The following is a 25786-nucleotide window of genomic DNA, read 5'->3' on the forward strand; positions in this document are numbered from 1 at the left end:
GTGATGAAAACTAAGCGCCTGCGCACCCGAAAATCCCGAGCCCTGACGAAGAAGAATAGCCCCCTCCCCACCTTCTGCTGTCACGAGAGGTATGGAGAGACAAATCTGAATAGGTGCCCACCCTGACCAAAGTGCTGGCCATTCAGCAATCCATCTGAAACACACCAGGCCGGGCAAGCAGTGCTGACTTTACCCAGAGCCACGCCAAGTGTCCCGAACACAACACTGAACAAAAATAACATTGAGGTACGAACAAAAGGAGCGCCCCTAGGTTTGCCCGCCCCCTGAATGAGCCACCCCATCAGACAGACCCCGATTCTGCACAAACCGGGACCGAACCCTGAAGATGCTGGCGACACGTTATCGCCCACCGTACAACTGCCGTCACACTTATGCGACAATATGCGCAATGTCTGGCATGAATCCCGCCTTTATTGCCCAACAGCTTGGACACAGCGTCCAGATGCTGCACTCGACTTATGCGCGCTGGTTGAACTCTAGCGGTGACTGGGGAGAGATGGAGTGAATCTCCAGAATGTCCCAGGAATGGCCCAAGTGCCAAATGCGTAGCTCGCAACCCATTGATAGGTAAAGTAATTGATCTCCACAGCTAACATCACGATGCAGTTCGGCGCCAAGCCGCTATTCGAAAACGTTTCGGTCAAATTCGGTGCGGGTAACCGCTACGGCCTGATCGGCGCCAACGGTTGCGGCAAGTCGACTTTCATGAAAATCCTCGGTAGCGACCTCGAGCCGTCCGGCGGCCAGGTCATGCTCGAGCCGAACGTGCGTCTGGGTAAATTGCGCCAGGACCAGTTCGCCTACGAAGAATTCACCGTGATCGACACCGTGATCATGGGTCACGAAGAGCTGTGGAAGGTCAAGGCCGAGCGCGACCGCATCTACTCGCTGCCGGAAATGACCGAAGAAGACGGCATGGCCGTGGCCGAGCTGGAAACCGAATTCGCCGAAATGGACGGCTACACCGCCGAATCCCGTGCTGGCGAATTGCTGCTGGGCCTGGGTATCGGCATTGAGCAGCACTTTGGTCCGATGAGCGAAGTGTCCCCTGGCTGGAAACTGCGTGTGTTGCTGGCGCAGGCACTGTTCTCCGATCCTGAAGTGCTGTTGCTCGACGAACCGACCAACCACCTGGACATCAACACCATCCGCTGGCTGGAAAACATTCTGACCCAGCGCTCCAGCCTGATGATCATCATCTCCCACGACCGTCACTTCCTGAACAGCGTGTGCACCCACATGGCTGACCTGGACTACGGCGAGCTGCGCCTGTTCCCGGGCAACTACGACGAGTACATGACCGTGGCGACCCAGTCCCGCGAGCAACTGCTGTCGGACAACGCCAAGAAGAAGGCGCAGATTTCCGAGCTGCAATCGTTCGTCAGCCGCTTCTCGGCCAACGCCTCGAAAGCCAAGCAAGCGACCTCCCGCGCCAAAGCGATCGACAAAATCCAGCTGGCCGAGGTCAAACCTTCGAGCCGTGTCAGCCCGTTCATTCGTTTTGAACAAACCAAGAAGCTGCACCGTCAGGCGGTCATCGTCGAGCGCATGGCCAAAGGCTTCGATGGCAAGACCCTGTTCAAGGACTTCAGCTTCCAGGTTGAAGCCGGCGAGCGCGTGGCGATCATCGGCCCGAACGGTATCGGTAAAACCACTCTGCTGCGTACCCTGGTCAACGAACTGACCCCGGATGCCGGTACTGTGAAGTGGACCGACGCCGCGGAATTGGGCTATTACGCCCAGGACCACGCTCACGACTTCGAAGACGACTGCAACCTGTTCGACTGGATGGGCCAGTGGACCCAGGGCGGCGAGCAAATCGTTCGCGGCACCCTCGGTCGCATGCTGTTTTCCAACGACGAGATCCTCAAGTCGGTCAAGGTCATCTCCGGTGGTGAGCAAGGTCGCATGCTGTTCGGCAAATTGATCCTGCAAAAGCCGAACGTGCTGATCATGGACGAACCGACCAACCACTTGGACATGGAATCCATCGAAGCGCTGAACCTGGCGCTGGAGAACTACCCGGGCACGCTGATCTTCGTCAGCCACGACCGTGAGTTCGTATCGTCCCTGGCCACCCGCATCATCGAGTTGAGCGCCGATGGCGTGATCGACTTCAGCGGCACCTATGATGACTACCTGCGTAGTCAGGGTGTTTTGATGTAAGACGGCTGCAAGCTTCAAGTGAAAAGCCCTGTCCTGGTGATGGGGCTGATCGTTAGCCTGCTTCCTTTTATTACCCACCCACGCCATGATGCAGTTCTCCTACCGCCGCCCGCGAACGAGCTCTCATGTCTGTGCAGCAGCTGCCCCCGCAAAGCTCCATGGCGATCACTCTGCAGATCGTCTCCATCGTTTTCTATACCTTTATTGCCTTCCTCTGCATCGGCCTGCCGATTGCGGTGTTGCCGGGGTATGTCCATGAACAGTTGGGGTTCAGCGCCATCGTGGCGGGGCTGACCATTGGCTCCCAATACCTGGCCACCCTGCTCAGTCGGCCCATGGCCGGGCGTCTGTCGGACAGCATCGGCACCAAACGGGCGATTGTTTATGGCTTGTCGGGGATTGCATTGAGCGGCGTTCTGACATTGCTGTCGACCCTGCTGCAAAGTGTGCCGTTGTTGAGCCTGATCATCCTGATCGCCGGCCGATTGCTGCTGGGCATCGCTCAAGGGTTGATCGGGGTCGGCACGATCAGCTGGTGCATGGGCCAGGTTGGTGCCGAGCACACGGCGCGTTCGATTTCCTGGAACGGCATCGCCTCGTACGGCGCCATCGCCATCGGCGCGCCGCTGGGCGTGGTGATGGTCGCTGAACTGGGGTTCGCCAGCCTCGGGATCGCGCTGTCGTTACTGGCCTTGATGGCGTTGCTGTTGATCCGCAACAAACCTTCGGTACCGGTGATTCGCGGCGAGCGCCTGCCGTTCTGGGCAGTGTTCGGGCGTATTGCGCCCTTCGGCGCGAGCCTCAGCCTGGCGTCCATCGGTTACGGCACACTCACCACTTTTATTACCCTGTATTACGTCAGCCTTGGCTGGACCGGCGCGGCTTATTGCCTGACGGTATTCGGTGTCTGCTTCATTCTGGCGCGACTGTTGTTCATATCCAGCATCAGCCGTTTCGGCGGCTTCACCTCCGCCATCGCCTGCATGACCATTGAAACCGTGGGGCTGGTCCTGCTGTGGCTGGCGCCCTCGACGGGTTATGCCTTGATCGGCGCTGGGCTGACCGGGTTCGGCCTGTCGCTGGTGTATCCGGCGCTGGGAGTGGAAGCGATCAAGCAAGTGCCCAATTCCAGTCGCGGAGCGGGTTTGAGTGCTTATGCGGTGTTTTTCGATCTGGCGCTGGCGATTGCCGGACCGCTGATGGGCGCGGTGGCGTTGAACCTGGGGTATTCGTGGATTTTCTTTAGTGCGGCGTTGTTGTCGATAACCGGGCTCGGTTTGACCTTGTTACTGAAACACCGCGCAATGGTCTAAGCCTGCCGCATATCCCCTGTGGGAGCGGGCTTGCTCGCGAATGCGGTGGGTCAGACACATTAATGTCGACTGACACGCCCTCTTCGCGAGCAAGCCCGCTCCCACAAGGGTTCCGGGACATTATTGATCTGCGGTCTGCATCCCGGCGCGGGTGGGTTTGCCCAAGGCATGGGAGAAGAACCGTCCCGCTTCGGAAATCATGTTGCGGTGAATATCCTTGCGGTCGACGCCGTCGGCATCGGTGCACAGTGCCGGCATGGCGGCGATCTGTTCTTCATTGCACGGTGCCATGAACACGAAATGCCCTGCCCCGGCCAGCAATTTGAAGTCCGGTGCGGTCGGCAGTTTACGCGCAAGGGCTGCAGCGTTTTTGTCGAACGCCACCAGTTTGTCGCCATCACCGCTGTATAGCAGCACCGGCACATGCACGTCGGCCAGGGTATGGCGGCCGAACTTCAGGCTCAGCGGCGCCATCAGCAGCAAGGCATGCACGCGCGGGTCCGCCACTGGCTGCAAGTCATCACGATCGACGATCAGTTCGCCTTGAGTGTTGCAGGCATCGTGATCATCCGGGCGCTCCTGGCAATAACGGCGCAGACGATTCAGATCCGGGGTGGCACCGGACAGGATCAACGCGGTCTCGCCGCCCGCCGAATAGCCAATCACCCCAACCTGCTCGGCATTGACGAAGGGCGCAAGCATCCGGTCGCCCAAGGTCGCGGTAATGGCTTCAGAAATCTGGATCGGCCGCCCATAAAGGTTGCTCAAGGTGCCGAGGCGGCTGTGGTCTTTGGAGTTGTCGCCGGGATGGATCACCGCCACTACCACAAAACCCTTGCGTGCCAATGAGGTGGCGAGGTCGTGCAGGGCCAGTGGGGTTCCGGTGTTGCCGTGGGACAGCATCAGCATCGGGAAACGCCCGATGGCGACTTTGGTGTCTTCACCGGCTTCGACCGAGTAGCCCTCGAGCGTACTGGAATGTTCCTTTTCACTGGACGGGTAAAAGGCGATGGCACGCATCGGCTGCAAGTCCAGCGGATCAAGGAAGGTCATCTCATGGAAACCGACGCTCCAGTGAGGATGCGGCGCAGGCATGGCGTGCACTGAGTTCAGGCTGCCCAGCAGACAAATCAGTAGCGTTGCACAAAGACGCACCATGGGATGCCCCACCTTATTACCTGACCGCAGATGTTAACCCTCGACTGCATAACCTGGGCCAGAGACTGATAACCGCCAGAAACAAAAAACTCCGTACCTGGCCATCACGATGACCAGAATACAGAGTTTCAGGGGTATTGCCCGAGCTGTTTACGACTTTACGCAAGCCTTACGCGGCAGCGAACAATTGCTCGCTGATGTGCGCCTGAGCGTCGCTCATGGCTTTGCTGCGCACTTCATCACCGTAGGCCAGGCCATGGGCGCGGACGAACTCGATGTCGGTGATGCCGAGGAAGCCGAACAGCACTTTCAGATAATCTTCGTGCGCAACACCGGTCGCTTGACCGGCATGCAGACCGCCGGCAGTCGACACGATGACTACTTTCTTGCCGCCGCACAGGCCTTCAGGGCCGGCTTCGGTGTAGCGAAAAGTCTGACCGGCCACGGCGATGCGGTCGATCCAGGCCTTGAGTTGGGTCGGGATCGTGAAGTTGTACATCGGCGCGGCAATCACGACGGCATCGGCGGCGATGAATTCGGCCAAGGCCTGCGCGCTCAGATCGGCTTCGTGCTGTTGCGCGGCGTTGCGCAGTTCAGCGGCGGTGCCGGCGGCAACCAGGGTGGTGGCAGAGAAATGACTGATGGCATCGGCGGCCAGGTCGCGGTAAGTCACCACAACGCCAGGCTCGGCGGCTTGCCAGGTTTTGACGACTTCGCCACTCAGCTGACGGGAAGCCGAGTTGTCACCCAGAATGCTCGAATCAATATGCAGTAATTTCATGTGGGATCTCCAAAGTGAGGATCGCCACCGGCGATCTGATGGAAACAATCCTACCGACGAAACCAATAGATGATTAGTCGGCAGCAATGCGATAGTTTGTCCCACTGATAGAACAGTCGAGCTTAAACCATGCAAGATCTCAACGACCTCTACTACTTTGCCAAGGTGGTCGAAGCCGGTGGTTTCGCAGCGGCCGGGCGTTTGTTGGGGGTTCCCAAATCGCGGTTGTCGCGACGCATCGCCGAGCTGGAAGAACGCCTGGGCGCGCGCCTGCTGCAACGCACCACCCGCCAACTCAACCTGACCGCCGTGGGCGAGCGTTACTTGCGCCATTGTCAGGCGATGCTGCTGGAAGCCGAGATGGCCGACGAAGCGGTGGCCAGCATGTCCAGCGAACCCCGAGGGCGCCTACGAGTGTCCTGTCCCGTCGGATTGGCCCACGAAATTCTGCCTGGGGTGATCAGTAACTTCCTGGAGAAATTCCCTCAGGTTCAGCTGGAGATGATGTTGCTCAACCGTCGGGTTGACCTGATTAACGAGGGCGTCGACGTCGCCTTGAGAGTGCGGGATCTGGGTGATGAAGATCCATTGCTGGTCACCCGCCGCCTGCGTCAGGCTCAGATGCTGATGGTTGCCAGCCCTGCATTTTTGCTCGGCCGTGAAATCAATCATCCCGAAGACCTGAAAAATCTGCCCGTGCTCGGCGCTCTGGAAGCCGACCGCATGGTGCACATCCGCATGTTTGATCAAACAGGTAAAAGCTATGATCTGAGCCTGGAAGCGCGATTGGGGATCGACGATTTCATCGTGCGCAAAGCCTGCACCCTCAGCGGCCAGGGTTTTACCATGCTGCCCATGATGCATTGCGAGCAGGAGCTGAAAAACGGCGAGCTGGTGCAACTGTTACCTGACTGGTCATTGCCGGGCGGCTGGCTGCAAGCCGTCTACCCTCATCGACGCGGGGTGATGCCGGCCGTGCGTGCCTGGATCGACCATCTGATCGAATCATTCAATGCTTGTGGGGACAGACTGTTATGAAAGCGGGACTAATGAGCGAAGAGGACGTCGCGCAATTCTGCCTGGCGTTGCCCGGTGCGCGGGAGGATTACAAGTGGGGTGGCGTGCGGGTGTTTTCGATTGCCGGGAACAAGATGTTCGCCTTGCAGAACTTGCGGGGGCAGTCGCTGGCGTTCAAGGTCGACAAGGACCTGTTCCTGGGCCATTGCGACCGGCCGGGCATTCACCCGGCGCCGTATCTGGCCCGGGCCCAGTGGGTCATCATGGAAACGCCCTACCCGCTGGGCACCGAAGAGCTGCAAGGCTTGCTGCAACGTTCCCACCAACTAGTGGTGAGCAAGTTGCCCAAGCGCACGCAGGTCGGCTTGCTGCTTTAAAGGGCTTTAAAGCACTGCAAACAGGTTAGCGCCCAGAAACAGCTGATCGATCCAGAACACCTGATGCATCAGCACGATGAGCCAGAACACCAACTGAAACGAGACTTTGCGGGTCTTGTGCCGAAACGCTTGCTGGGCCAGCAAGGCACCCGGCCAACCACCCGCCAGCTCCACCGCGTGCAACACGTTCTCCGGCGTGCGCCAACTGTCGGCGCGGGCCTTGTGCTTGTCGCTCCAGTACAGGAAAAACGCCAGCACGCTGACGATGCCGTAGGCCGCCAGGGGAATCACCGACACCCCGCGCAGCCACAGCGACACCGAGCCAAACAACGGCACTGCGCACAGCACAGCGAACACCAGCAGTTTCAGCCGCAGGTTCTGAATGGCCCCCCCGGACTTGCGTCCGGGGTTATTGTTGCGCGTACTGGAATCGTTCATGGCTTGACTGCTGTCCAGTCGACCCAGCCGAATTGCCAGGTGGCCAGGATTACCAGACCGAACGCAATGCGATACCAGGCGAACGCCGCGTAACTGTGGCTGGCGATGAATTTGAGCAAGCCCCGCACGGCGATCATCGCAAAGATAAACGCAGTGACGAAGCCAATGGCGAACACCGGAAAATCAGCCGGCACAAACAGGTTGCGGTATTTGTAGCCCGAGTACACCGCCGCGCCGACCATGGTTGGCATGGCGAGGAAGAACGAGAACTCGGTGGCCGTCTTGCGCGACAACCCGAACAGCAAACCGCCAATGATCGTCGAGCCAGAACGCGAGGTCCCCGGAATCATCGCCAGGCATTGGGCGAAGCCGACCTTCAGGGCATCTTTCCAGGTGATGTCGTCGACACTTTCAGCATGCACTTCATGTTGACGGCGTTCAGCCCACAACATGACGATCCCGCCCACGACCAATGCGGTGGCCACGGTAATCGGGTTGAACAGATACTCGTGAATCAAGTCGGCGAAAATCACCCCCAATACCACGGCCGGCAGGAAGGCAATCAACAGGTTCGCGGTAAAGCGTCGAGCGCTGGGCTGCGTCGGCAAACCGATGACCACGTCGAAGATTTTGCGGCGAAACTCCCAGACCACCGCCAGGATCGCCCCGAGCTGAATAATGATGTTGAAGGCCATGGCCCGCTCGCCCCCAAAGTTGAGCAAGTCCGCCACAATGATCTGGTGCCCGGTACTGGAAATGGGCAAGAACTCCGTCAGCCCTTCTACAACGCCTAAAATCAATGCCTGAAAGGCCGTCCAAAGATCCATCAATCCCCCAAGAAGCAATGCCCCAGGCATGCCCCGTTAATATTTTTAAGCATTCAATTGCGATCAGCGTAGCTGACATCCCGCGCGCGCAAAGATCCCCACAAAACCGTAAAAATTCCGTGAAAAACAAACTGGAACTCAGGTTTTTTCGCGCGGGGCCGAAATCCTATCAGACACGCCCTGTTTTCGCTGCCGCGTAATAGGACCTGAGTCGAATAGGCCCCATTGGCAAAGTGTGGTTGGATGCTGGCGATCATTTATTACAAGAACAAGAAACCGGAGTAACAGCGTTATGAACAGCTTGCGCAGTGTATCGATCAGCCGACGCTTGTGGCTCATCTTGATCGTGGCCGTGGTGATGCTATTGACGTTGGGCGTGCTGATGCTCAAGCAAATTCACGACGACCTTTATCAGGCCAAGGCTCAGAAAACCCAGCATGTGGTGCAGACTGCCAGTGGCATCCTCACCTATTACCACAGCCTGGAAACCGCCGGCACCCTCACCCGCGACGCCGCGCAAAAACAGGCACTGACTGCCGTGCGCGGTCTGCGCTACGACCAGAACGATTATTTCTGGATCAATGATCTGACGCCCGTCATGGTCATGCACCCGACCAATCCGAAACTCGAAGGCCAGAACCTCTCGACGATCCGAGACCCGGACGGTTTCGCGCTGTTCAACGAGATGGTCGCCATCGCCAAGGCCAAGGGTGCGGGCATGGTCGATTACCGCTGGCCGAAACCGGGCGCCAGTGCACCGGTGGAAAAAACCTCTTACGTGAAACTGTTCGAGCCTTGGGGTTGGGTGATCGGTTCGGGCGTATACATCGATGACATGCAGGCCGAGTTTTATGCTCAGGTCTGGAAGGCCTCTTTCGTGGGACTGGTGATTGCCCTGATCATGGCGTTGCTGGTGATCATGATTGCCCGCAGCATCGTGCGCCCATTGCAGGAAACCGTGAACGCCATGGCCAACATCGCCAGCGGTGAAAGCGACCTGACCCGCAGCCTCGATACCCACGGCCAGGACGAAGTCACGCAACTGGCCCGGCACTTCAACGCCTTTACCGCCAAACTGCGCCTGGTGATCAGTCAGCTGCAAACCTCCGCCAGCGCACTGGGCCAGTCTTCCAGCGAACTGGGCAACGATGCCGCGCAAGCTCAGCAACGCAGCCAACAGCAATCCCAACAAATGGAACTGGTGGCGACCGCGATCAACGAAGTGACCTACGGCGTGCAGGACGTGGCCAAAAACGCCGAGCACGCGGCCAGCGAAATGCGCAATGCCGAGTCTCAGGCGCAACAGGGGCAGGTCAATATCGACGGCAGCTTGCAGCAGATCGACAAGCTGTCTTCGACCATCGATCAAGCCGTCGAAGTGATTCGCACGCTGGCCAACGAAAGCACGCAAATCGGCAGCGTTCTGGAAGTAATCCGCTCCATCGCCGAGCAAACCAACTTGCTGGCCCTCAACGCCGCCATCGAAGCCGCCCGGGCCGGCGAGCAAGGTCGCGGGTTTGCGGTGGTCGCCGATGAAGTGCGCCTGCTGGCACAGCGCACCCAGAAGTCCACGGCGGAAATCCAGTCGATGATCGAACGCCTGCAAAGCCATTCCGAAGCGGCGGTCAAGGTGATTGGCGACAGCAGCCGTGCGTCGCAACTGACCATCGAACAGGCCGGCCTGGCGGGCGCCAGCCTGAATGCCATCGGCCAGGCCTTGCGCAACCTCAACGGGTTGAACGCTTCGATTGCCAGTGCGACCTTGCAGCAGGCCCACGTGGTGGAAGACATCAATCAGAACGTCACCCAGGCAGCAGGGTTGTCCCATAGCACGGCACTGGCGGCCGAACAATCGAGCGTGGCCAGCGTTCACCTCAAGGAACTGAGCGAACAGCTGAACGGGTTGCTGAAGCAGTTTCGGGTGTAACTCCGTCCCAGCATCCCCGCTGTCCCCTGTGGGAGCGAGGCTTGCCCGCGAAAGCGGTGTGTCAGGCGACATCAATATTGACTGTACCGCCGCCATCGCGGGCAAGCCTCGCTCCCACAGGGATTGCGTTTGATTGCCTGGCATTGGCAAGCCCTCTTCCCCACAACAAGCCCATTCCCCACAATCCGGGTACAATTCGCCCCCCTCATTTTTACGACACCAAGGAACCTCCATGTCCGGGCTTGAACTGTTTGCTGCCGCCCTCGGCGTGATTGCCGTATGGCTGACGGTCAAACAGAACCCTTGGTGCTGGCCGATCGGCCTGGTCATGGTGCTGCTGTATAGCTGGATTTTTTTTGAGGTGAAGCTGTATTCAGACATGCTGCTGCAAGTGATCTACGCCGCGTTGCAGCTCTATGGCTGGTGGCAGTGGACTCAGGGGACCGCGACTCATGGCAAGCGGCAGGTCAGCCAGCTGGATGGCAAATCCATCGTGCTCGGCCTGACCGTGGGCGCGGTCGGCAGTCTGCTGCTGGGCGCCGCGATGGCTCACTGGACCGATGCCGCCCAGCCTTGGCTCGATGCGGCGTTGACCGGTTTTAGCCTGGTGGCGCAGTTATGGATGGCGCAAAAACGTCTGCAATGCTGGCCGCTATGGATCGCGCTGGACATCATCTTTGTTGGTCTCTTCATCTATAAAGCGCTGTACCTGACCGCCGGCCTCTATGGGGTATTCGCATTGCTGGCGGTGCACGGCTGGCGGACATGGCGCACCGACCCGGCGTTGCGCACATGAAAGTGCTGGTACTCACGGGGCCTGAATCCAGCGGCAAGAGCTGGTTGGCCGCCGAACTGCAACAGCAATTCGGCGGCGCGCTGGTGGGCGAATACGTGCGCTGGTTCATTGAGCAGGAGGCACGAGACACGTGCCTGGCCGATATCCCCGAAATCGCTCGCGGTCAGTTGCAGTGGGAGGACAACGCCCGCGCCCTCGGGCCGCCGTTGCTGATTCTCGACACGCACTTGCTGAGTAACATGCTCTGGAGCCAGACCCTGTTCGGAGATTGCCCGGCCTGGCTCGAGCAGGCGCTGCTGGCTCGGCACTATGACTTGCACTTGCTGCTGTCGCCCGAACAGGTCGCCTGGACCGATGACGGTCAGCGTTGTCAGCCCGAGCTGGATGAACGCCGGTCTTTTTTCAACGCGACTCAGGCATGGCTGGAGCAACATCGGCAGCCTGTTCAAGTGCTTCAGGGCGATTGGGCCGAACGCCGGCTTCAGGCAATACAAGCCGTCGCGTTACTGCTCGAGCGCTGATTTTCCTTATTTCGGCCAACACCCAAATCCCTGTGGGAGCGGGCTTGCCCGCGATAGCGGTGTATCAGGCAAAATCAATGTTGACTGTGCCGCCGCCTTCGCGGGCAAGCCCGCTCCCACAGTGATTGCGTTGATCTGACGGGCACTGGCCAAATACCCCAGCATTTGTTGCAGTATTTTTGCAAAATTCGTCCGTTTCTGAAACACGCGCCCCCTCTCAAACAGCCCGTTTCAACGCTGGTCATCGTCTTGCCATGCGATGTGTTAAAGCGCCGATACATCACCGCACAAAGCTTGGATCCAGAGTGTTTGCGATCCTTTATCACTTTGCCGCCCCGGCGGTTGTCTCAGACCTGAAACAGCACCCTCCATCGACTCACTAGCCTTGATCGATAACCCTCTGAATCAAAACAACAATCAAAATCCGGCACAGCTTTCGCTTTCCCCCTTCCCAAGGCTGACTAGGGCCAGCCCATAACAAAGAAGGAATTGCCGCCGTGGGGACATTTGATAAAAGCATCTATAGCCTTCTGCTGATCGGATGCGTACTGGGCTCAAGTGTCAGCCTGCCCGTACAGGCTGATAACGGCATCATTATCATCAAACGAGATGTCCAACCGCGCATGGCAACGCGTGCGCCGGTGATTCCCGATCCTAGCCCCACGACCGCCAATGCCAACCCGTCCAAACAAGTCCTCAGGCAAACCAACGAATTGAGCGACGGCGACTTTGCCAGCGTCGCCAGTGGTGCAGGCATCTCCCGCCTGGTCACGCAAAACACCAACAACCTGAGCGGCAATATCACCAACCAGTCCCAGCTTTCCAACCTCCCCTCTGGACGTTCTGGAAATTCGGGCAACGGTATTGCCAACATGGTCAATTCAAACATCCAGCAAGGCCTGGGTGCTCTGAGAGTCGTAACGGGAGACCGTTAAGATGAATCGTACGCTGCTGATGCTCGCCATGTTTTGCAGTGCATCGACCTTTGCCCAATCTCCCGTCATCAATAATGCCGAAATCGACGGCTCGGGCATGCAGCACCAGGGCAACCTCTCGGTCAACCAGGCGGCGGGCGATCAGCAGCAACAGGCCAATGCCCGGGCCATCGCCATCGGCAACAACGCCAGTGCTACCACACAGATTCGCCAACGGCTGCGTACGCAGGTCGACCCCAGGATCGATGCTCGATCGAGCATTCAAGGCGACTCCTTCAGCCACGGCAACGGCGTACTGGGCGTCAACCAGAGCGCGGGCGCCAGCAACCAGCAAGCCAATGCCCTGCGGATAAGCGTCAGTACCCAGCCGCAAAGCATCGACGACAGCGTCCTCATGCAGCAGAACGTGATGCTGATCACCAACTCCGATCCAACTGACTCTGCACCAGGTTATCGCCAGGTCGCTACCAGCGATCAGGCATTCACCGGTAGCCGTGGGGTGATCCAGTTGAATCAGAGCGCCGGGGTGGGAAACCAAACGGCCAACACCCTGAGCGTACGGGTCACGGATTGACCCAAACAGGTAGGAAACAACACTTAACCTAAAATAAGTACGGAGAATCACCATGAAACCTTCGATGGCACTCAAGCCTCTGGTTTTCGCAATTGCTGCGGTCATGGCTGTTGCTGTACAAGCTGGGCAAAACGATTGGCGTGACAATGACCACCACCATGGCCACAACAATGGCCATCAACCCCCTCCTCCAACAAAGATCCCTGTCTATGCGACTGCCAATGCGTGGGATAACCAGAGCAGTACCGGCAACCGCATCCGTAATGAAGGGACTGTCAACGAAGCTGAAATGACCAGCTCTGCCACAGGCGCCAGCGGCAACGTTGGCGTCAACGTGGCTGCCGGTAGCGGCAACCAACAAGACAACGCGTCCGCCATCGCGAATGCTGCGTCAAACTCCAGTCAGGACAACAGCTTCGTGTTCGGCACTGCGACAGCCACCGCCGACGTCACGCAATACAGCAACAATAACAGGGTCAACAACTTCGGCAGCACAGCCTCTGCCGTGATGGGCGGATCGGGTAATGGCGGCAGCGGTAATATGGGGATCAACATTGCTGGTGGCGACCTTAACCAGCAGAAAAACACCATGGCAATTGCCAACACCAATGCCCCGCTCGGTAACGCAACAGCCACCGCCTCTGCCGATCAACAAGGTCCTGGCCTGGTCGTGAATAACAACGCTGATCGGACGTATCGCCTGGATACGATGACCTTTACCAGAACGGCCACCGGTAGTTCCTCTCGCGATAAGTCTTCCGATTTGAGCGTTGATAAAAGCGCTTCTTCGAGCTTTGACGTGAGTGGTTCCAGGAGCGCTGATGCGAGTGGTTCCAGGAGCTCTGATGTGAGCGGCTCCAGAAGCTCGGATAGCAGCTCTTATCGCAGTGGAACTTTGAACGTTGATGTGGACGCGTCTGCGAACGCTACCAGAACTGTTACTTGGAATAATGGCTTTGGCGATCGCACCCGCACCAGGTCTGTCGATGCATCGCTTGACGTATCGGTCGATGCAGATTTCGACGCATCGCGCGAAAGATCGAGCGATTCCTCTTTCGAAAGATCGTTCGATAAATCGTGGGAGAAATCGTCCGCCTCCTCGTTCGAAAAATCGGGCAGTAAAGAGTCCGAATCTTCGTACGACAAATCGAAAAGTTACAGCGAGAGCAGTTCTTTTGATTTGAGCAACACCTATTCCTATCAAGTGCTGACTCCAACTGGCTGGGCAAACCCTGTGACCAACACTGCGTCCCTGAACGGCTCGGTGAATGGTGGCAGTGGCAACCTGGGCGTCAACGTGGCTGCCGGTGTGGGTAACCAACAAAGCAACTCGCTGGCCATTTCCAACAACTCGTTCTGATTGCTGTCTCTGGAGGCCCCCTTACGGGGGCCTGTTTCAACACCACCAGAAGGCGTCCTGACATGCGCATTATTGTCTTGGCATTTTTGCTTTGCGTGGCCAGTGTGAGCGAGGCTGCACAAATGCCGCTTTCCGTCCTGCCGGGTGGCGCGGTGGTGTATAAGCCGATCCAGAGCATGCGCGAGCGTAAATTTGCCGACCTGGTGCAACAGAAAACCGACTTCAGTTGCGGCGCAGCTGCGCTGGCGACCATTTTGCGCCAGGCCTATTGGCTGGACGTGAATGAAGAACAGATTATCGAAGGCATGCTGGCACACTCCGATCAAGATCTTGTCCGCGTCCAGGGCTTCTCCATGCTCGACATGAAGCGTTACGTGGAAAGTATCGGCATGCGGGCCCGCGGCTACCGGGTAGCGCCAGAAACGTTGAGCGAAATCAGAATTCCGGTTGTGGTACTCCTCGATATCCGTGGCTACAAACACTTTGTGGTCATGCAAAGAGTCCATAAGGGCTGGGTGTATATCGGAGATCCGGTACTCGGTCATAAACGCTACAAAGTCGATGACTTTATAAAAGGCTGGAACGGCATCATCTTTGCCGTGATCGGTCAGGGCTACGACAAAACCAATGCGTTGCTCGACCCACCCCTGCCATTGACCGCCAAGAACCGCATCAACACCTTCACCCCGGTGCGAGACGCAGAGTTGATGGATTTCGGATTCATCCGAAGTGACTTCTTCTAATGACAAGGAGCACGACGCTCCGGGAGCATCCAATGAAGACTCCAATCTGGCTGGTCGTGGTTTGCCTGGCCGCCAGCCTGCCGACCCAGGCACAGACGTTCAAACCCATTGAACTGAAGGATCATGAATTGGCGACCCTGCGTGGCCGCTATGTCATGCCGGGGCGGATCATCAGTTTCGGCATTGTCATGACCAGCGCTTGGCAAAATGCCAACGGTGAAGTGATCGGGGCAACTTCCTCAATGCAAATTCAACAATCGACCATCACGCCACAGTTCTATGTGTCGATAATCAACGAAAAAGGTAATGGCTCAGCGTATTCGCAAGGCACCGGTACCGTCACTGGCGGTAGCGGCCTCAACAGCACCGAAGGCGTCACTCAAGTCGTGCGTGCTGCCGGCGACCATAACACTGCCTACAACAACGTTGAAATCAACGTCACAAAGGCTAGCCAAGCGCCAGCAACGCAACAGCAGGGCCAGGCGTTGGCCGCAGGTTCGACGTTGGTCGGCGCCAATGGCGCGGGTTCGCTGAGCATTTCCTCGGCAGGTACGGGTGTGCAACTCAACATCGTGGCCAGCAACAACCAGGGCAATACCGTACAACGCCTGGGCCAAGGTGGGCTGATGCAGAACACGACGTTGCTCGGCGGTGGCAACCAGGTCAGCAACCTCACATCTTTCAATGTCGTGCTGCGTGACAACGTGGCGACAACCGGGTCGCTGAACGGCAACCTGGACCAGCTCAGAGGTCTTCGCACTCTCGGATTTTGATCTACGCTCAGTGTCACCCGATGAAGTCAGAAGGGACGGCTAACCCATGCACCGATCGTTGACGCTCAGAGCTATCGTTTGTTTGAGTAGCCTGGCCCCGGTCACACTGCTGTACGCAGCAACGGATCCCCAGGTTGAAGCACTAAAACAAGAACTCATGGAGTTGAAACAGCGTTACGAAGCACAACAGAACGCGCTGATGGTACTCGAGCAACGCGTTCGCCAAGTCGAAGAAACACCTGCGACACCTGCTCCCAAACGCCTGACCAAATCCCCCGCCGAAACGCCCGGGAGTGGTCAGACGGTGGCCGCCGGAGCACCGGGAACCACGGGCAGTTCATACGGCCAATCGCTCCAGGATGATTCGCAGCCTGCGCAAAGCGTTTCCAACCTGTATGACGAAGCCAGTGGCTTCTTCGGTGGCGGCAAGTTCAGCGTCGAAACCGGCCTGACCTACACGCACTACGATACCCGTGCATTGGTGCTCAACGGCTTCCTGGCACTGGACGCGATTTTCCTCGGCAACATCAACCTCGACCGTATAAAGGCGGATAACTGGACCCTGGACCTGACCGCCCGCTACAACGTGGCACAACGTTGGCAGTTCGACATTAACGTCCCGGTGGTTTATCGCGAATCAACGTATTCCTCCGGTGGCGCCGGTGGCGCAGGCCCGGTGACGTCGGACGCAACCGTTACCCGCGACCCGACCATCGGCGATGTGAACGTTGGCGTTGCTTACAAGTTTCTGGATGAGGCGGCCAATCTGCCCGACGCGGTCTTTACACTGCGCGTCAAGGCGCCGACCGGTAAAGACCCTTATGGCATCAAGCTGGTCAATGACCCGAACAACGATAACCTCTCGGTACCCGAGGACTTGCCTACCGGCAATGGTGTCTGGTCAATCACCCCGGGTATCTCGCTGGTCAAGAGCTTCGACCCGGCCGTGCTGTTCGGCAGCCTGGCCTACACCTACAACATGGAAGACTCTTTCAGCGACATCAGTCCTCAGGTCAACTCCAAGGTGCCCGGGGACGTGAAACTGGGCGATTCCTGGCAGGTCGGCGCCGGCATTGCATTCGCCTTGAACGAGAAGATGAGTATGTCGTTCTCGTTCACCGACCAGTTCGCCCGCAAGAGCAAGATCAAGCCGGACGGTGGAGATTGGCAATCGATTTCCAACAGCGATTACAACTCAGCCAACTTCAACATCGGCATGACCCTGGCAGCCACCGATAACCTGACGATCGTGCCCAACCTGGCCATCGGTCTGACCGACGACTCGCCAGACTTTTCCTTCAGCCTGAAATTCCCGTACTACTTCTAAGAGTTCAGCGCAAATACCTGTGGGAGCGGGCTTGCCCGCGATGACGTCGGCAGATTCGACAATGATGTAACAGACATACCGCTATCGCGGGCAAGCCCGCTCCCACAAGGAGTCTCATGGAAAAGGCCCGCTGCGATGGATGTCGCAGCGGGCCTTTTCGTTTCACCGCGCCCTAGCGGATTTGGTGCTTATGCAGCAATCGGTAAAAAGTCGGCCGCGACACGCCCAGGACTCTGGCGGCGACGCTCAGGTTGTCGCTGTGCCGGTTCAACACATCGCACAGCGCCTGACGCTCGGCGCGGGTCTTGTAGTCTTCAAGGGTGCCCATCGGCGTGGCGAAGGCGTGTTGACTGATCAGCCCCAGGTCTCGCGCCTCGATTTGCCGTCCTTCGGCCAGAACCAGCCCGCGCCGTACCCGGTTGGCTAACTCGCGGACATTGCCCGGCCAGTCGTGCTTGCCCATGGCGATCAGCGCGTCCTCGCTGAAGCTGCGAGGACGACGGCCAGTCTCCTGGCTGTAGAAGTGGGAAAAGTGGTTGGCCAGCATCGAGAGATCGCCATGGCGTTCACGCAATGGCACGGTGATGACTTGCAGGACGTTCAAACGGTAGTACAGATCTTCGCGAAAGGACTTCTTCTCGATGGCCGCTTCAAGGTCGACGTGCGTCGCGGCCAATACCCGCACATCCACCGGAATAGGCTGATGCCCCCCTACACGCTCAATGTGTTTTTCCTGCAGGAAGCGCAGCAGATTGGCTTGCAGCTCCAGGGGGAGATCACCGATTTCATCGAGAAACAGCGTTCCGCCGTTGGCCGCCTCGATCCGCCCGACCTTGCGCTGATGAGCGCCGGTAAAGGCGCCCTTCTCGTGGCCAAACAGTTCGGACTGGATCAAGTGTTCGGGAATCGCGCCGCAGTTGATCGCCACGAACGGTTTGCTGTGACGTTGGGATTGTCGATGCAGGGTGCGAGCGACCAGTTCCTTGCCGGTCCCGCTTTCGCCGCGGATCAGCACCGGAGATTCGGTGGGTGCCAGTTTGCTCAGCAGTTTGCGCAGTTCACGAATCGGTTTGCTGTCGCCAAGCAGTTCGTGCTCAGGCTGATCGATATGAACCGTGCCCTGCCCGCGCAGACGCGCCATCCCGAACGCGCGGCCCAGGGTGACCTGAACCCGTGAGACATCGAACGGCAGGGTATGGAAGTCAAAAAACCATTCGCAGACAAAGTCCCCGACATTTTGCAATCGCAGGACTTCCTGATTCAGCACTGCAATCCATTCGGTACCGCTACGGGAGATCAATTCCTTGACGGCTTCCGGGCGCTCCAGATGAAAGGGCTGCAAACGCAACAGCCCGACGTCGCAGGTTCGTTCCGTGGCGTTTTCCAGGGTACAGCTGTCAACATCCCAACCTACGGCGCGTAAACCCGGCAACAAACGGTGACAGTCGTCGCAAGGATCCACTACTAACAAACGTCGCAAGGCAGGCGCTTCAATCATGACTGTTCCTTGACGCCAAATTTTAGGAAATATTATTAAAAACAGTCATTTGGCGGGCTTCGTTGTAACACTAGCAAGAAATTGACGCGGGCTTGTATCGATTGCTTATAGGGCTGTTTGCTTATTAGTTATAAGAAGTCACTTGGTTAGTCGCCTAACGAGTTGAACCTTTCATTCGGCTTTCAGAAACCGCCTGAATATCAAATCAATGAAAGAAAGTTGAATTTTCTTTTGATTGTGTGTGACCCGACCCCCACTTGCGGGCATCAGTACAAGTAACCAGCCGAACGGTAAGCCCAACCGACGGCACATCACTTGATTGGGCATACAGAGAGAAGACCCCATGAACGCCCCGCTCCGTATCAACGAAGCACTTTTGATTGCCGACCGCGCATTCCAACCCTTTCAATGCGTGGCCTGGGCACCACAAGACGGTAATGGCGAGCTCAGCCTGACTATCATCGATCGCACTAGCACTCGTATCAGCCGCAAACAAATTCCAAGCAGCGCCTATTCCGATCCGGCGCAACTTGAACATCTGCTGGAAGAAGCCCGTGCCGAGTTGAGCCAGGAAGGTTACACACTGCAATCGTGGTCCATGCCGCACTAAGTATTTTCGCGGATTGCCTCCCGGCAATCCGCCCCCCTCTTCCTTTTAGTTGACGATTTTCTACAGTCATCTGCGCAACACCACTCGCCTGTTTCAACTTCTAATCCGCCAGATTACTTGGCAGGCTTTTCAGTGGTTCGAAAAGACATTGTTCTGGCACAAAACGCCCCTCCTCCGGCTCATGAAAACAGTTGTGCGCCGGGACATTCAGGGATTGAATGTTTTGCTCAGGCAGTCACCGTCCGGGCACCCGGATATGGACGACTGGCAAGGAGATTCATGCATGTCACCCCAGACTGCTTTTGCCTTACCTGCAACCGTGAATGGTGCCGAACGGCTCGATACGAGTTTCGCTGGCACCGGCAAGACTCAAGTGTATTTCGCCGGCAGTCTCTCCAGCATGGCCAATGACGTTGCGATTGACCCTGTCGGCCGGTTGTTGGTGGCGGCAAAGGTCGGTACGCCGGGCGGCCAACGCTTTGGCCTGGCCCGCCTGCTTGCAGATGGTTCGGCGGATCTGGCATTCGGCAAAAAAGGCAGCATCAGCGGCCAGTTCGCACTCGGCTTCGAGGCCATGGCTGGCAAGGTACGGGCATTGCCCAACGGGCACATTCTGGTGGCCGGCCTGCACTACGAGAATGCTCACCGTACGCTGCCCGCCCTGGCGATGTTTGATCAGCAAGGCTGCCCGGTCCAGGGCTTTGGCGACAATGGACGTTGCGTGGTGCACCTTCCGGGCAATCTTTCCCGGGGTGCTCGCGACGCCTGGTTACCGCCCAGCGTGCCGAGCGCCGAAGCCTGTGATGTCTGTGTGCAGGACGACGGTCGAATCCTGCTGCTGGCCAATCATTACTTCGAACCGACCGATCACGTCGGCATGCTGATACGACTCAACGCTGACGGCTCGCTGGACGACAGCTTCAACGGTCGCGGCTTCGTCATGGTTCGGCACTTGTTGATGAACACCTGCCTCAGTAGCCTGAAGGTGCAGCGCGATGGCCGGATACTGGTGAGCGGATCAATCAATTTTCCCGAGGAAGGTCTGCTGGCGCGTTATCACCCGGATGGCCGACTGGACGACAGCTTCGCCGTGGATGGTTTCATGACCTTCAAGGCACGGGAGCACAGCGCTCAGGTCTGCCAGATCGTCCAGCATGAAAATGGTGACTTGCATTGCTTTGGCAGCAGTCGCGACCCGATGCATTGCCTGTCTCTGAAAGTTCACAGTAATGGCCGACCCGATATTCATTGCAACGGTGGCCAGCCAAAGCTATTGGGCGTCGGCCGCAGTGGCTGCCGCTGGATCGCCGCCAAGACTCAACCGGATGGACGTGTGCTGACAGTTGGATCGACGGTCGGCGAGATCGAAGCCGATTTCATTTTTGCCCGATATTTACCCAGTGGGCAGCTGGATCGCAGTTTTGCCAAGGGCATTGGCTGGTGTCGCACACGCCTGGGTCGCGGTTCGCATACCGCTACTTCATTGGCCATTCAGGCCGATGGCTGCATTGTCATAGGCGGCTATTCACTGGACGGAAACTGCCGCGCGATCGTCGCGCGTTATCAGTGTTAGGCCAACGTCATTTGCCTGCACTTGATCTTCTGTGGCTCTTACGGCAAGTTGCGCGCTTCTTAATACAAGGAGTAGCCGATGTCCGGTTCAATGGCCCAGGCCTTCGCGCATAACTTTCTCGGGCACTCACCTCGCTGGTACAAGGCGAGCATCGTCGGCTTCCTGATTCTCAATGCCCTGGTGTTGTGGACGGTCGGTCCGGTGGCGGCCGGCTGGCTGTTGGTGCTGGAGTTCATCTTCACCCTGGCCATGGCGCTCAAGTGTTACCCGCTGATGCCCGGCGGCTTGCTGCTGATCGAAGCACTGCTGCTGAAAATGACCACGCCCCAGGCGCTTTATGACGAGCTGGTGCACAACTTCCCGGTGATCCTGCTGCTGATGTTCATGGTGGCGGGCATCTATTTCATGAAAGACCTGCTGCTGTTTCTTTTCTCGCGTCTGCTGTTGGGGGTTCGCTCCAAGGCGCTATTGGCCTTGATGTTCTGTTTCCTGTCCGCGTTTCTGTCGGCGTTTCTCGATGCGCTGACCGTGACGGCAGTCATCATCAGTGCCTCCGTGGGGTTTTATTCGGTGTATCACCGTGTCGCCTCCGGCCACGATCCGCGCGAGGATGCCGAGTTCAGCGACGACCGGCATTTACCCAGCCTTCATCATGCCGACCTCGAACAGTTCCGCGCCTTCTTGCGCAGCCTGCTGATGCACGGTGCTGTCGGCACCGCGCTGGGTGGTGTGTGTACGCTGGTTGGCGAGCCGCAGAACCTGCTGATCGGTCATGAGATGGGGTGGCACTTCGCTGAGTTCTTTCTGAAAATCGCCCCGGTGTCGTTGCCGGTACTGGCAGCCGGTCTGGTGACCTGTGTGCTGCTCGAGAAACTGCGCTGGTTCGGCTATGGCACGTTGCTGCCGGACAATGTACGTGCGGTGCTGGCCAACTACGCCGCCGAAGACAACGCCCAACGCACTTCCCGTCAACGCGCTGCGTTGCTGGTACAAGGGATGGCGGCGCTGATTCTGATTGCAGGGCTGGCGTTTCACATTGCCGAAGTGGGCCTGATCGGTTTGATGGTAATCGTGCTGATCACCGCATTCACCGGCATCACCGACGAACACCGCATCGGCAACGCATTCAGGGATGCAATGCCGTTCACGGCGCTGCTGGTGGTGTTTTTCGCAGTGGTGGCCGTGATTCACGATCAGCAATTGTTCACGCCGCTGATCCAGTGGGTGCTGGCGCTGCCGGCAGATCAGCAGCCGGGCATGTTGTTTATTGCCAATGGCTTGCTGTCGGCCATCAGCGACAACGTATTCGTGGCAACCATTTACATCACCGAAGTGAAACAGGCGTTCATCTCCGGCCACATGAGCCGCGAGCACTTTGAAACCCTGGCGATTGCGATCAATACCGGTACGAACCTGCCAAGCGTGGCAACACCCAATGGCCAGGCGGCGTTCCTGTTCCTGCTGACCTCGGCGATTGCTCCGCTGATTCGCCTGTCGTACGGACGGATGGTGTGGATGGCGCTGCCTTACACCGTGGTGATGGGTGTGTTGGGCTGGTATGCGGTGAGCTACTGGCTGTAACACCGGCCAAATGTGGGAGCGGGCTTGCTCGCGAAGGCGATGTGTCATTCAACAACAATGTTGAATGTGACGGCCTCTTCGTGAGCAAGCTCGCTCCCACATTGGTTTTGTGTCGTTATCGAGGGAGGATGTATTGCTCGATCGCCTGGGCCGCGCCGTCTTCGGTATTGGCCCCGGTCACCACGTCGGCCTGACGCTTCACCGCCTCCTCCGCCTGGCCCATGACGATCGACAATCCGGCCCGGTGAAACATCGCCGGGTCATTGCCGCCGTCACCAAGAGCGGCAGTCTGTTCCAGCGGCACGCCGAGAAACTCGGCCAGTGTCGCCAATGCCTCGCCCTTGTTGGCTTTCATCGCGGTCACGTCCAGATAGATCGGTTGTGAACGCGAGACCTGCGCCTGCCCTTCGACCTTGGGCAGCAACTGCGCTTCCAGTTCGATCAACAGTTCGGCGTTGTTGCTGGCGGCGACGATTTTGTCGATGTGTGCCAGGTAAGGCTCAAAACTTTCGACCACCACTGGCGGATAACCCAGGCCGTGCTGCTCTCGCGGGACCATCGGGCCGTATGGATCCTTCAACAGCCAGTCGCCGCCACTGAACACCCAGACTTCAATGTCCGGCTGATCGGCAAACAGCGCCAAAGCCGTCAGCGCCGCCGCTGCCGGCAAATAATGCGCAACCAGCAAACTACCATCCGGATTTACGATTGTGCCGCCATTGAAGGCCGCCGTCGGCAGATCGACACCCAGGGCTTCGATCTGCTGCAACATGGCTTTGGGCGGTCGCCCGGTGGCCAGGCTGAACAGCACGCCGGCCTCGCGCAAGGCGCGGACCGCTTCGATTGTGCGCTGACTGAGGCTGTGATCAGGGAGCAGTAAAGTGCCGTCCATGTCACTGAGCAGAAAACGGATGGGTTGTTGCGTTACGTCACTCACCGACGCTATGCCAAACGCGGCCGTCGCGAGTCAGCAGCTCGTCAGCGGTTTGTGGCCCATCTTCGCCGGCCGCGTAGCTCTCCACCGTTGCGTCCTGCTCCCAAGCGTCGAGGAATGGCTGCACGGCGCGCCAGCCGTTCTCGATGTTGTCGGCACGCTGGAACAGTGTCTGATCGCCGGTCAGGCAGTCGTAGATCAGGGTTTCATAGCCGGTCGATGGCTGCATCTCGAAGAAATCCTTGTAGGCAAAGCCCAGCTCGATGTTGGCCATGTTCAACGCCGGCCCCGGCCGCTTGGCCAGCAGATCGAACCACATGCCTTCGTTGGGTTGAATCTGGATCCGCAGGTAGGTCGGCTGCAACTCATCGACCTCGGTGTCGCGAAACTGCGCATACGGCGCTGGCTTGAAGCAAATGACAATCTCGGTGTCGCGCGCGCTCATGCGCTTGCCGGTACGCAGGTAGAACGGCACGCCGACCCAGCGCCAGTTATCGATCATGACTTTGAGCGCGACATAGGTTTCGGTCGTGCTGTCGGGCGCCACGTTGGCTTCCTCGCGGTAACCGGGCAGCGGCTCCCCGTCGATCTGGCCAGCGGTGTATTGGCCGCGCACCGAGTTGGCTCGCGCTTCCTCGGTCGACCAGGGGCGGATCGCGCCGACGACTTTGGCTTTTTCGCCGCGTACCGCATCGGCGCCAAAAGCGGCTGGTGGTTCCATGGCCACCATCGCCAATAATTGGAACAGGTGATTGGGCACCATGTCCCGCAGGGCGCCGGTGACCTCATAAAAACTGCCACGGGTTTCCACGCCGACGGTTTCGGCGGCGGTGATTTGCACGTGGTCGATGTAATGGTTGTTCCAGAAGGCTTCGAACAGGCTGTTGGAAAACCGGCTGATCAGAATGTTCTGCACGGTTTCCTTGCCCAGGTAGTGATCGATCCGGTAGATCTGGTTTTCCGTCATCACCTTGAGCAAGCACGCGTTCAAGGCCTCGGCGGTGTGCAAGTCGGAGCCGAAAGGTTTTTCGATCACCACCCTTCTGAACGCTTCAGGGGTTTCTTGCAGCAATCCGGCAGCGCCGAGCCGCTGCACCACTTCGCTGAAAAAGCGCGGCGCGGTGGCCAGGTAGAAAATTGCATTGCCAGTGCCACTGGCGGCGATTTTCGCCGCCAGTGCTTCGTAGGTGCGTTCGTCAAGGAAGTCGCCCTGGACGTAGCTGATGTGCTTGGCCAGTTTGGCCCACAAGGCCGGATCAAGGGCTTGATCGCCCTTGCCGACCTTGGTCGCCACTTCCGCCCGAATGAAATCCTCGAGTTTCTTGGCGAAGGCTTCGTCACTGATGGCGTTGTGATCAACGCCGATGATCCGCAGTCCATTCCCCAGCAAACCGTCGCGACTCAGGTTGTACAGCGCCGGCATCAGCAGGCGCTTGACCAGATCACCATGGGCACCGAACAGAAACAGCGTGGTAGGCGGTGCGGGTTCTGCCTTGGATTTCCTGCGGATCACATGGCTCATTTTTTCGGGGTCTCCACATGGCCGCCGAAGCCGAAGCGCTGGGCCGAGAGAATCTTGTCGCCAAAGGTGCCTTGCCCGCGCGAACGGTAGCGCGAGAACAGCGAGTTCGACAGCACCGGTACAGGCACCGATTGCTCCATCGCGGCCTCGATGGTCCAGCGACCTTCACCGCTGTCAGCCACCGAGCCTGAGTAACCGTCCAGTTTCGGGTCGCTGGCCAGCGCATCGGCGGTCAGGTCGAGCAGCCAGGACGACACCACGCTGCCACGACGCCAGACTTCGGCGATGTCGGCGACGTTGAGGTCGAAGCGCTGATCTTCCGGCAGGTGGGTGCTGGCCTTGGTCTTGAGGATGTCGAAGCCTTCGGCGAAGGCCTGCATCATTCCGTATTCGATGCCGTTGTGGATCATTTTCACGAAGTGGCCAGAACCGGCCGGGCCTGCGTGAATGTAACCGCGCTCGGCGCGATCGTCATCGGACTGGCGGTCCTTGGTGCGCGGGATGTCGCCCAGGCCTGGGGCCAGGGTTTCGAACAGCGGGTCGAGACGCTTAACGGTTTCGGCATCACCGCCGATCATCATGCAATAACCACGCTCCAGGCCCCAGACGCCGCCGGAGGTGCCGACGTCGATGTAGTGCAGACCTTTTTCCGACAGGGTTTTGGCCCGGCGGATGTCGTCCTTATAGAAGGTGTTGCCGCCGTCGATGATGGTATCGCCCGCGTCGAGCAAAGTGCTCAGGGTGTCGATGGTGTCTTCGGTCGGTGCGCCGGCGGGCAGCATGACCCATACCGCGCGAGGTTTGGCCAGGCCAGCGACCAGGGCTGGCAAGTCGGCAACACCGGTGGCGCCTGCTTCAGCCAGGGTGTCGACAAAGGCGGTATTGCGGTCGTAAACAACGGTGGTATGTCCGTTGAGCATCAGGCGCCGCGCAATATTGCCGCCCATGCGGCCCAGTCCAATAATCCCGAGTTGCATGTACTGATGCTCCCTACTACAAATAAAGTGTGTCAAA

24 protein-coding genes and 1 pseudogene are annotated in these 25786 nt (G+C 58.3%); 17 read left to right on the forward strand and 8 right to left on the reverse strand.

Going from position 1 to position 25786, the window contains the following annotated elements:
• Positions 1–300: 300 nt before the first annotated feature.
• The 3 genes and pseudogenes from AB3226_RS01050 to AB3226_RS01060 form a co-directional block, all read left to right on the forward strand.
• Positions 301–526, forward strand: a pseudogene (locus AB3226_RS01050) (site-specific integrase); the annotation flags it as partial.
• 71 nt (positions 527–597) lie between these two features.
• Complete coding sequence (locus tag AB3226_RS01055; protein ID WP_081501323.1) at positions 598–2187, forward strand: ABC-F family ATPase; 1590 nt, start codon at positions 598–600, stop codon at positions 2185–2187.
• A 125-nt stretch (positions 2188–2312) separates the two neighbouring features.
• Positions 2313–3500 carry an MFS transporter gene (locus tag AB3226_RS01060; protein WP_367371641.1) on the forward strand — a complete coding sequence of 396 codons (1188 nt, stop codon included), beginning with the start codon at positions 2313–2315 and terminating at the stop codon, positions 3498–3500.
• 120 nt (positions 3501–3620) lie between these two features.
• Here the strand turns inward: AB3226_RS01060 and AB3226_RS01065 are convergent, their stop codons facing one another.
• Both AB3226_RS01065 and AB3226_RS01070 read right to left on the reverse strand, forming a co-directional pair.
• Positions 3621–4658 carry an alpha/beta hydrolase family protein gene (locus AB3226_RS01065; RefSeq protein ID WP_367371642.1) on the reverse strand — a complete coding sequence of 346 codons (1038 nt, stop codon included), beginning with the start codon at positions 4656–4658 and terminating at the stop codon, positions 3621–3623.
• A 169-nt stretch (positions 4659–4827) separates the two neighbouring features.
• Entirely contained in the window at positions 4828–5439 is a 612-nt protein-coding gene (locus AB3226_RS01070; protein ID WP_367371643.1) for an FMN-dependent NADH-azoreductase, read from the reverse strand.
• Between the two features lie 129 nt (positions 5440–5568).
• Here AB3226_RS01070 and AB3226_RS01075 point away from each other — a divergent pair, with 129 nt between their 5' ends.
• Together AB3226_RS01075 and AB3226_RS01080 are read left to right on the forward strand one after the other, a co-directional pair.
• Positions 5569–6477 (forward strand): LysR substrate-binding domain-containing protein, encoded by a 909-nt coding sequence (locus AB3226_RS01075; protein WP_367371644.1) that lies wholly within the window; start codon positions 5569–5571, stop codon positions 6475–6477.
• A complete protein-coding gene (locus tag AB3226_RS01080; RefSeq protein WP_095054908.1) occupies positions 6474–6833 on the forward strand; it encodes an MmcQ/YjbR family DNA-binding protein in 360 nt (119 codons plus the stop codon). Before AB3226_RS01075 ends, AB3226_RS01080 begins: the two co-directional genes overlap by 4 nt.
• Positions 6834–6839: 6 nt before the next feature.
• Here AB3226_RS01080 and AB3226_RS01085 read toward each other — a convergent pair whose 3' ends face one another.
• Entirely contained in the window at positions 6840–7271 is a 432-nt protein-coding gene (locus tag AB3226_RS01085) for a DUF1294 domain-containing protein (protein WP_367371645.1), read from the reverse strand.
• A complete protein-coding gene (locus tag AB3226_RS01090) occupies positions 7268–8098 on the reverse strand; it encodes an undecaprenyl-diphosphate phosphatase (protein WP_123359582.1) in 831 nt (276 codons plus the stop codon). The genes AB3226_RS01085 and AB3226_RS01090 overlap by 4 nt, the downstream gene beginning before the upstream one ends.
• 292 nt (positions 8099–8390) lie before the next feature.
• Here AB3226_RS01090 and AB3226_RS01095 point away from each other — a divergent pair, with 292 nt between their 5' ends.
• From AB3226_RS01095 to AB3226_RS01135, 9 genes are all read left to right on the forward strand, one after another.
• Positions 8391–10025 carry a methyl-accepting chemotaxis protein gene (locus AB3226_RS01095; protein WP_367371646.1) on the forward strand — a complete coding sequence of 545 codons (1635 nt, stop codon included), beginning with the start codon at positions 8391–8393 and terminating at the stop codon, positions 10023–10025.
• 232 nt (positions 10026–10257) lie between these two features.
• Complete coding sequence (gene pnuC / locus AB3226_RS01100; protein ID WP_367371647.1) at positions 10258–10821, forward strand: nicotinamide riboside transporter PnuC; 564 nt, start codon at positions 10258–10260, stop codon at positions 10819–10821.
• A complete protein-coding gene (locus AB3226_RS01105) occupies positions 10818–11342 on the forward strand; it encodes an AAA family ATPase (RefSeq protein WP_367371648.1) in 525 nt (174 codons plus the stop codon). The genes pnuC and AB3226_RS01105 overlap by 4 nt, the downstream gene beginning before the upstream one ends.
• Positions 11343–11839: 497 nt before the next feature.
• A complete protein-coding gene (locus AB3226_RS01110; protein WP_367371649.1) occupies positions 11840–12277 on the forward strand; it encodes a hypothetical protein in 438 nt (145 codons plus the stop codon).
• 1 nt (position 12278) lies between these two features.
• Complete coding sequence (locus AB3226_RS01115) at positions 12279–12851, forward strand: adhesin (protein WP_367371650.1); 573 nt, start codon at positions 12279–12281, stop codon at positions 12849–12851.
• A 52-nt stretch (positions 12852–12903) separates the two neighbouring features.
• Positions 12904–14211 (forward strand): heme utilization protein, encoded by a 1308-nt coding sequence (locus AB3226_RS01120; RefSeq protein WP_367371651.1) that lies wholly within the window; start codon positions 12904–12906, stop codon positions 14209–14211.
• 62 nt (positions 14212–14273) lie between these two features.
• A complete protein-coding gene (locus AB3226_RS01125) occupies positions 14274–14954 on the forward strand; it encodes a C39 family peptidase (RefSeq protein WP_367371652.1) in 681 nt (226 codons plus the stop codon).
• Positions 14955–14986: 32 nt separating this feature from the next.
• Positions 14987–15727, forward strand: coding sequence for a hypothetical protein (locus AB3226_RS01130; protein ID WP_367371653.1), 741 nt, complete (start codon positions 14987–14989; stop codon positions 15725–15727).
• Positions 15728–15773: 46 nt separating this feature from the next.
• Complete coding sequence (locus AB3226_RS01135; protein WP_367371654.1) at positions 15774–17054, forward strand: hypothetical protein; 1281 nt, start codon at positions 15774–15776, stop codon at positions 17052–17054.
• A gap of 172 nt (positions 17055–17226) precedes the next feature.
• On the opposite strand, the gene AB3226_RS01140 is transcribed toward AB3226_RS01135, so the two are convergent.
• Positions 17227–18552, reverse strand: coding sequence for a sigma 54-interacting transcriptional regulator (locus AB3226_RS01140; protein ID WP_367371655.1), 1326 nt, complete (start codon positions 18550–18552; stop codon positions 17227–17229).
• Positions 18553–18895: 343 nt separating this feature from the next.
• Between AB3226_RS01140 and AB3226_RS01145 the strand changes: the two genes are divergently transcribed.
• The 3 genes from AB3226_RS01145 (at position 18896) to nhaB (ending at position 22316) form a co-directional block, all read left to right on the forward strand.
• Positions 18896–19162 (forward strand): hypothetical protein, encoded by a 267-nt coding sequence (locus tag AB3226_RS01145; protein ID WP_367371656.1) that lies wholly within the window; start codon positions 18896–18898, stop codon positions 19160–19162.
• Positions 19163–19445: 283 nt separating this feature from the next.
• Positions 19446–20735, forward strand: coding sequence for a hypothetical protein (locus tag AB3226_RS01150; RefSeq protein WP_367371657.1), 1290 nt, complete (start codon positions 19446–19448; stop codon positions 20733–20735).
• Positions 20736–20813: 78 nt separating this feature from the next.
• Positions 20814–22316 carry a sodium/proton antiporter NhaB gene (nhaB, locus tag AB3226_RS01155; protein WP_367371658.1) on the forward strand — a complete coding sequence of 501 codons (1503 nt, stop codon included), beginning with the start codon at positions 20814–20816 and terminating at the stop codon, positions 22314–22316.
• 115 nt (positions 22317–22431) lie between these two features.
• Here nhaB and AB3226_RS01160 read toward each other — a convergent pair whose 3' ends face one another.
• Genes AB3226_RS01160 through gnd form a run of 3 tightly spaced genes read right to left on the reverse strand, consistent with a single transcriptional unit; the run spans position 22432 to position 25749 of the window.
• Entirely contained in the window at positions 22432–23253 is an 822-nt protein-coding gene (locus tag AB3226_RS01160; protein WP_367371659.1) for an HAD family hydrolase, read from the reverse strand.
• Positions 23246–24772 carry a glucose-6-phosphate dehydrogenase gene (gene zwf, locus AB3226_RS01165; RefSeq protein WP_367371660.1) on the reverse strand — a complete coding sequence of 509 codons (1527 nt, stop codon included), beginning with the start codon at positions 24770–24772 and terminating at the stop codon, positions 23246–23248. Before zwf ends, AB3226_RS01160 begins: the two co-directional genes overlap by 8 nt.
• Positions 24769–25749 (reverse strand): phosphogluconate dehydrogenase (NAD(+)-dependent, decarboxylating), encoded by a 981-nt coding sequence (gnd, locus tag AB3226_RS01170; RefSeq protein WP_367371661.1) that lies wholly within the window; start codon positions 25747–25749, stop codon positions 24769–24771. The genes zwf and gnd overlap by 4 nt, the downstream gene beginning before the upstream one ends.
• Between the last annotated feature and the right edge of the window lie 37 nt (positions 25750–25786).

Source organism: Pseudomonas lini, assembly GCF_964063345.1.
Classification (GTDB): Bacteria; Pseudomonadota; Gammaproteobacteria; order Pseudomonadales; family Pseudomonadaceae; genus Aquipseudomonas; species Aquipseudomonas lini_B.

What these genes read in the sequence shown, in the direction of transcription:
- AB3226_RS01060 (WP_367371641.1), top strand. Translation starts at nt 2,313, where the DNA reads ATGTCTGTGCAGCAGCTGCCCCCGCAAAGCTCCATGGCGATCACTCTG.
- AB3226_RS01065 (WP_367371642.1), bottom strand. Translation starts at nt 4,658, where the DNA reads ATGGTGCGTCTTTGTGCAACGCTACTGATTTGTCTGCTGGGCAGCCTG.
- AB3226_RS01070 (WP_367371643.1), bottom strand. Translation starts at nt 5,439, where the DNA reads ATGAAATTACTGCATATTGATTCGAGCATTCTGGGTGACAACTCGGCT.
- AB3226_RS01075 (WP_367371644.1), top strand. Translation starts at nt 5,569, where the DNA reads ATGCAAGATCTCAACGACCTCTACTACTTTGCCAAGGTGGTCGAAGCC.
- AB3226_RS01080 (WP_095054908.1), top strand. Translation starts at nt 6,474, where the DNA reads ATGAAAGCGGGACTAATGAGCGAAGAGGACGTCGCGCAATTCTGCCTG.
- AB3226_RS01085 (WP_367371645.1), bottom strand. Translation starts at nt 7,271, where the DNA reads ATGAACGATTCCAGTACGCGCAACAATAACCCCGGACGCAAGTCCGGG.
- AB3226_RS01090 (WP_123359582.1), bottom strand. Translation starts at nt 8,098, where the DNA reads ATGGATCTTTGGACGGCCTTTCAGGCATTGATTTTAGGCGTTGTAGAA.
- AB3226_RS01095 (WP_367371646.1), top strand. Translation starts at nt 8,391, where the DNA reads ATGAACAGCTTGCGCAGTGTATCGATCAGCCGACGCTTGTGGCTCATC.
- pnuC (WP_367371647.1), top strand. Translation starts at nt 10,258, where the DNA reads ATGTCCGGGCTTGAACTGTTTGCTGCCGCCCTCGGCGTGATTGCCGTA.
- AB3226_RS01105 (WP_367371648.1), top strand. Translation starts at nt 10,818, where the DNA reads ATGAAAGTGCTGGTACTCACGGGGCCTGAATCCAGCGGCAAGAGCTGG.
- AB3226_RS01115 (WP_367371650.1), top strand. Translation starts at nt 12,279, where the DNA reads ATGAATCGTACGCTGCTGATGCTCGCCATGTTTTGCAGTGCATCGACC.
- AB3226_RS01120 (WP_367371651.1), top strand. Translation starts at nt 12,904, where the DNA reads ATGAAACCTTCGATGGCACTCAAGCCTCTGGTTTTCGCAATTGCTGCG.
- AB3226_RS01125 (WP_367371652.1), top strand. Translation starts at nt 14,274, where the DNA reads ATGCGCATTATTGTCTTGGCATTTTTGCTTTGCGTGGCCAGTGTGAGC.
- AB3226_RS01130 (WP_367371653.1), top strand. Translation starts at nt 14,987, where the DNA reads ATGAAGACTCCAATCTGGCTGGTCGTGGTTTGCCTGGCCGCCAGCCTG.
- AB3226_RS01135 (WP_367371654.1), top strand. Translation starts at nt 15,774, where the DNA reads ATGCACCGATCGTTGACGCTCAGAGCTATCGTTTGTTTGAGTAGCCTG.
- AB3226_RS01140 (WP_367371655.1), bottom strand. Translation starts at nt 18,552, where the DNA reads ATGATTGAAGCGCCTGCCTTGCGACGTTTGTTAGTAGTGGATCCTTGC.
- AB3226_RS01145 (WP_367371656.1), top strand. Translation starts at nt 18,896, where the DNA reads ATGAACGCCCCGCTCCGTATCAACGAAGCACTTTTGATTGCCGACCGC.
- AB3226_RS01150 (WP_367371657.1), top strand. Translation starts at nt 19,446, where the DNA reads ATGTCACCCCAGACTGCTTTTGCCTTACCTGCAACCGTGAATGGTGCC.
- nhaB (WP_367371658.1), top strand. Translation starts at nt 20,814, where the DNA reads ATGTCCGGTTCAATGGCCCAGGCCTTCGCGCATAACTTTCTCGGGCAC.
- zwf (WP_367371660.1), bottom strand. Translation starts at nt 24,772, where the DNA reads ATGAGCCATGTGATCCGCAGGAAATCCAAGGCAGAACCCGCACCGCCT.
- gnd (WP_367371661.1), bottom strand. Translation starts at nt 25,749, where the DNA reads ATGCAACTCGGGATTATTGGACTGGGCCGCATGGGCGGCAATATTGCG.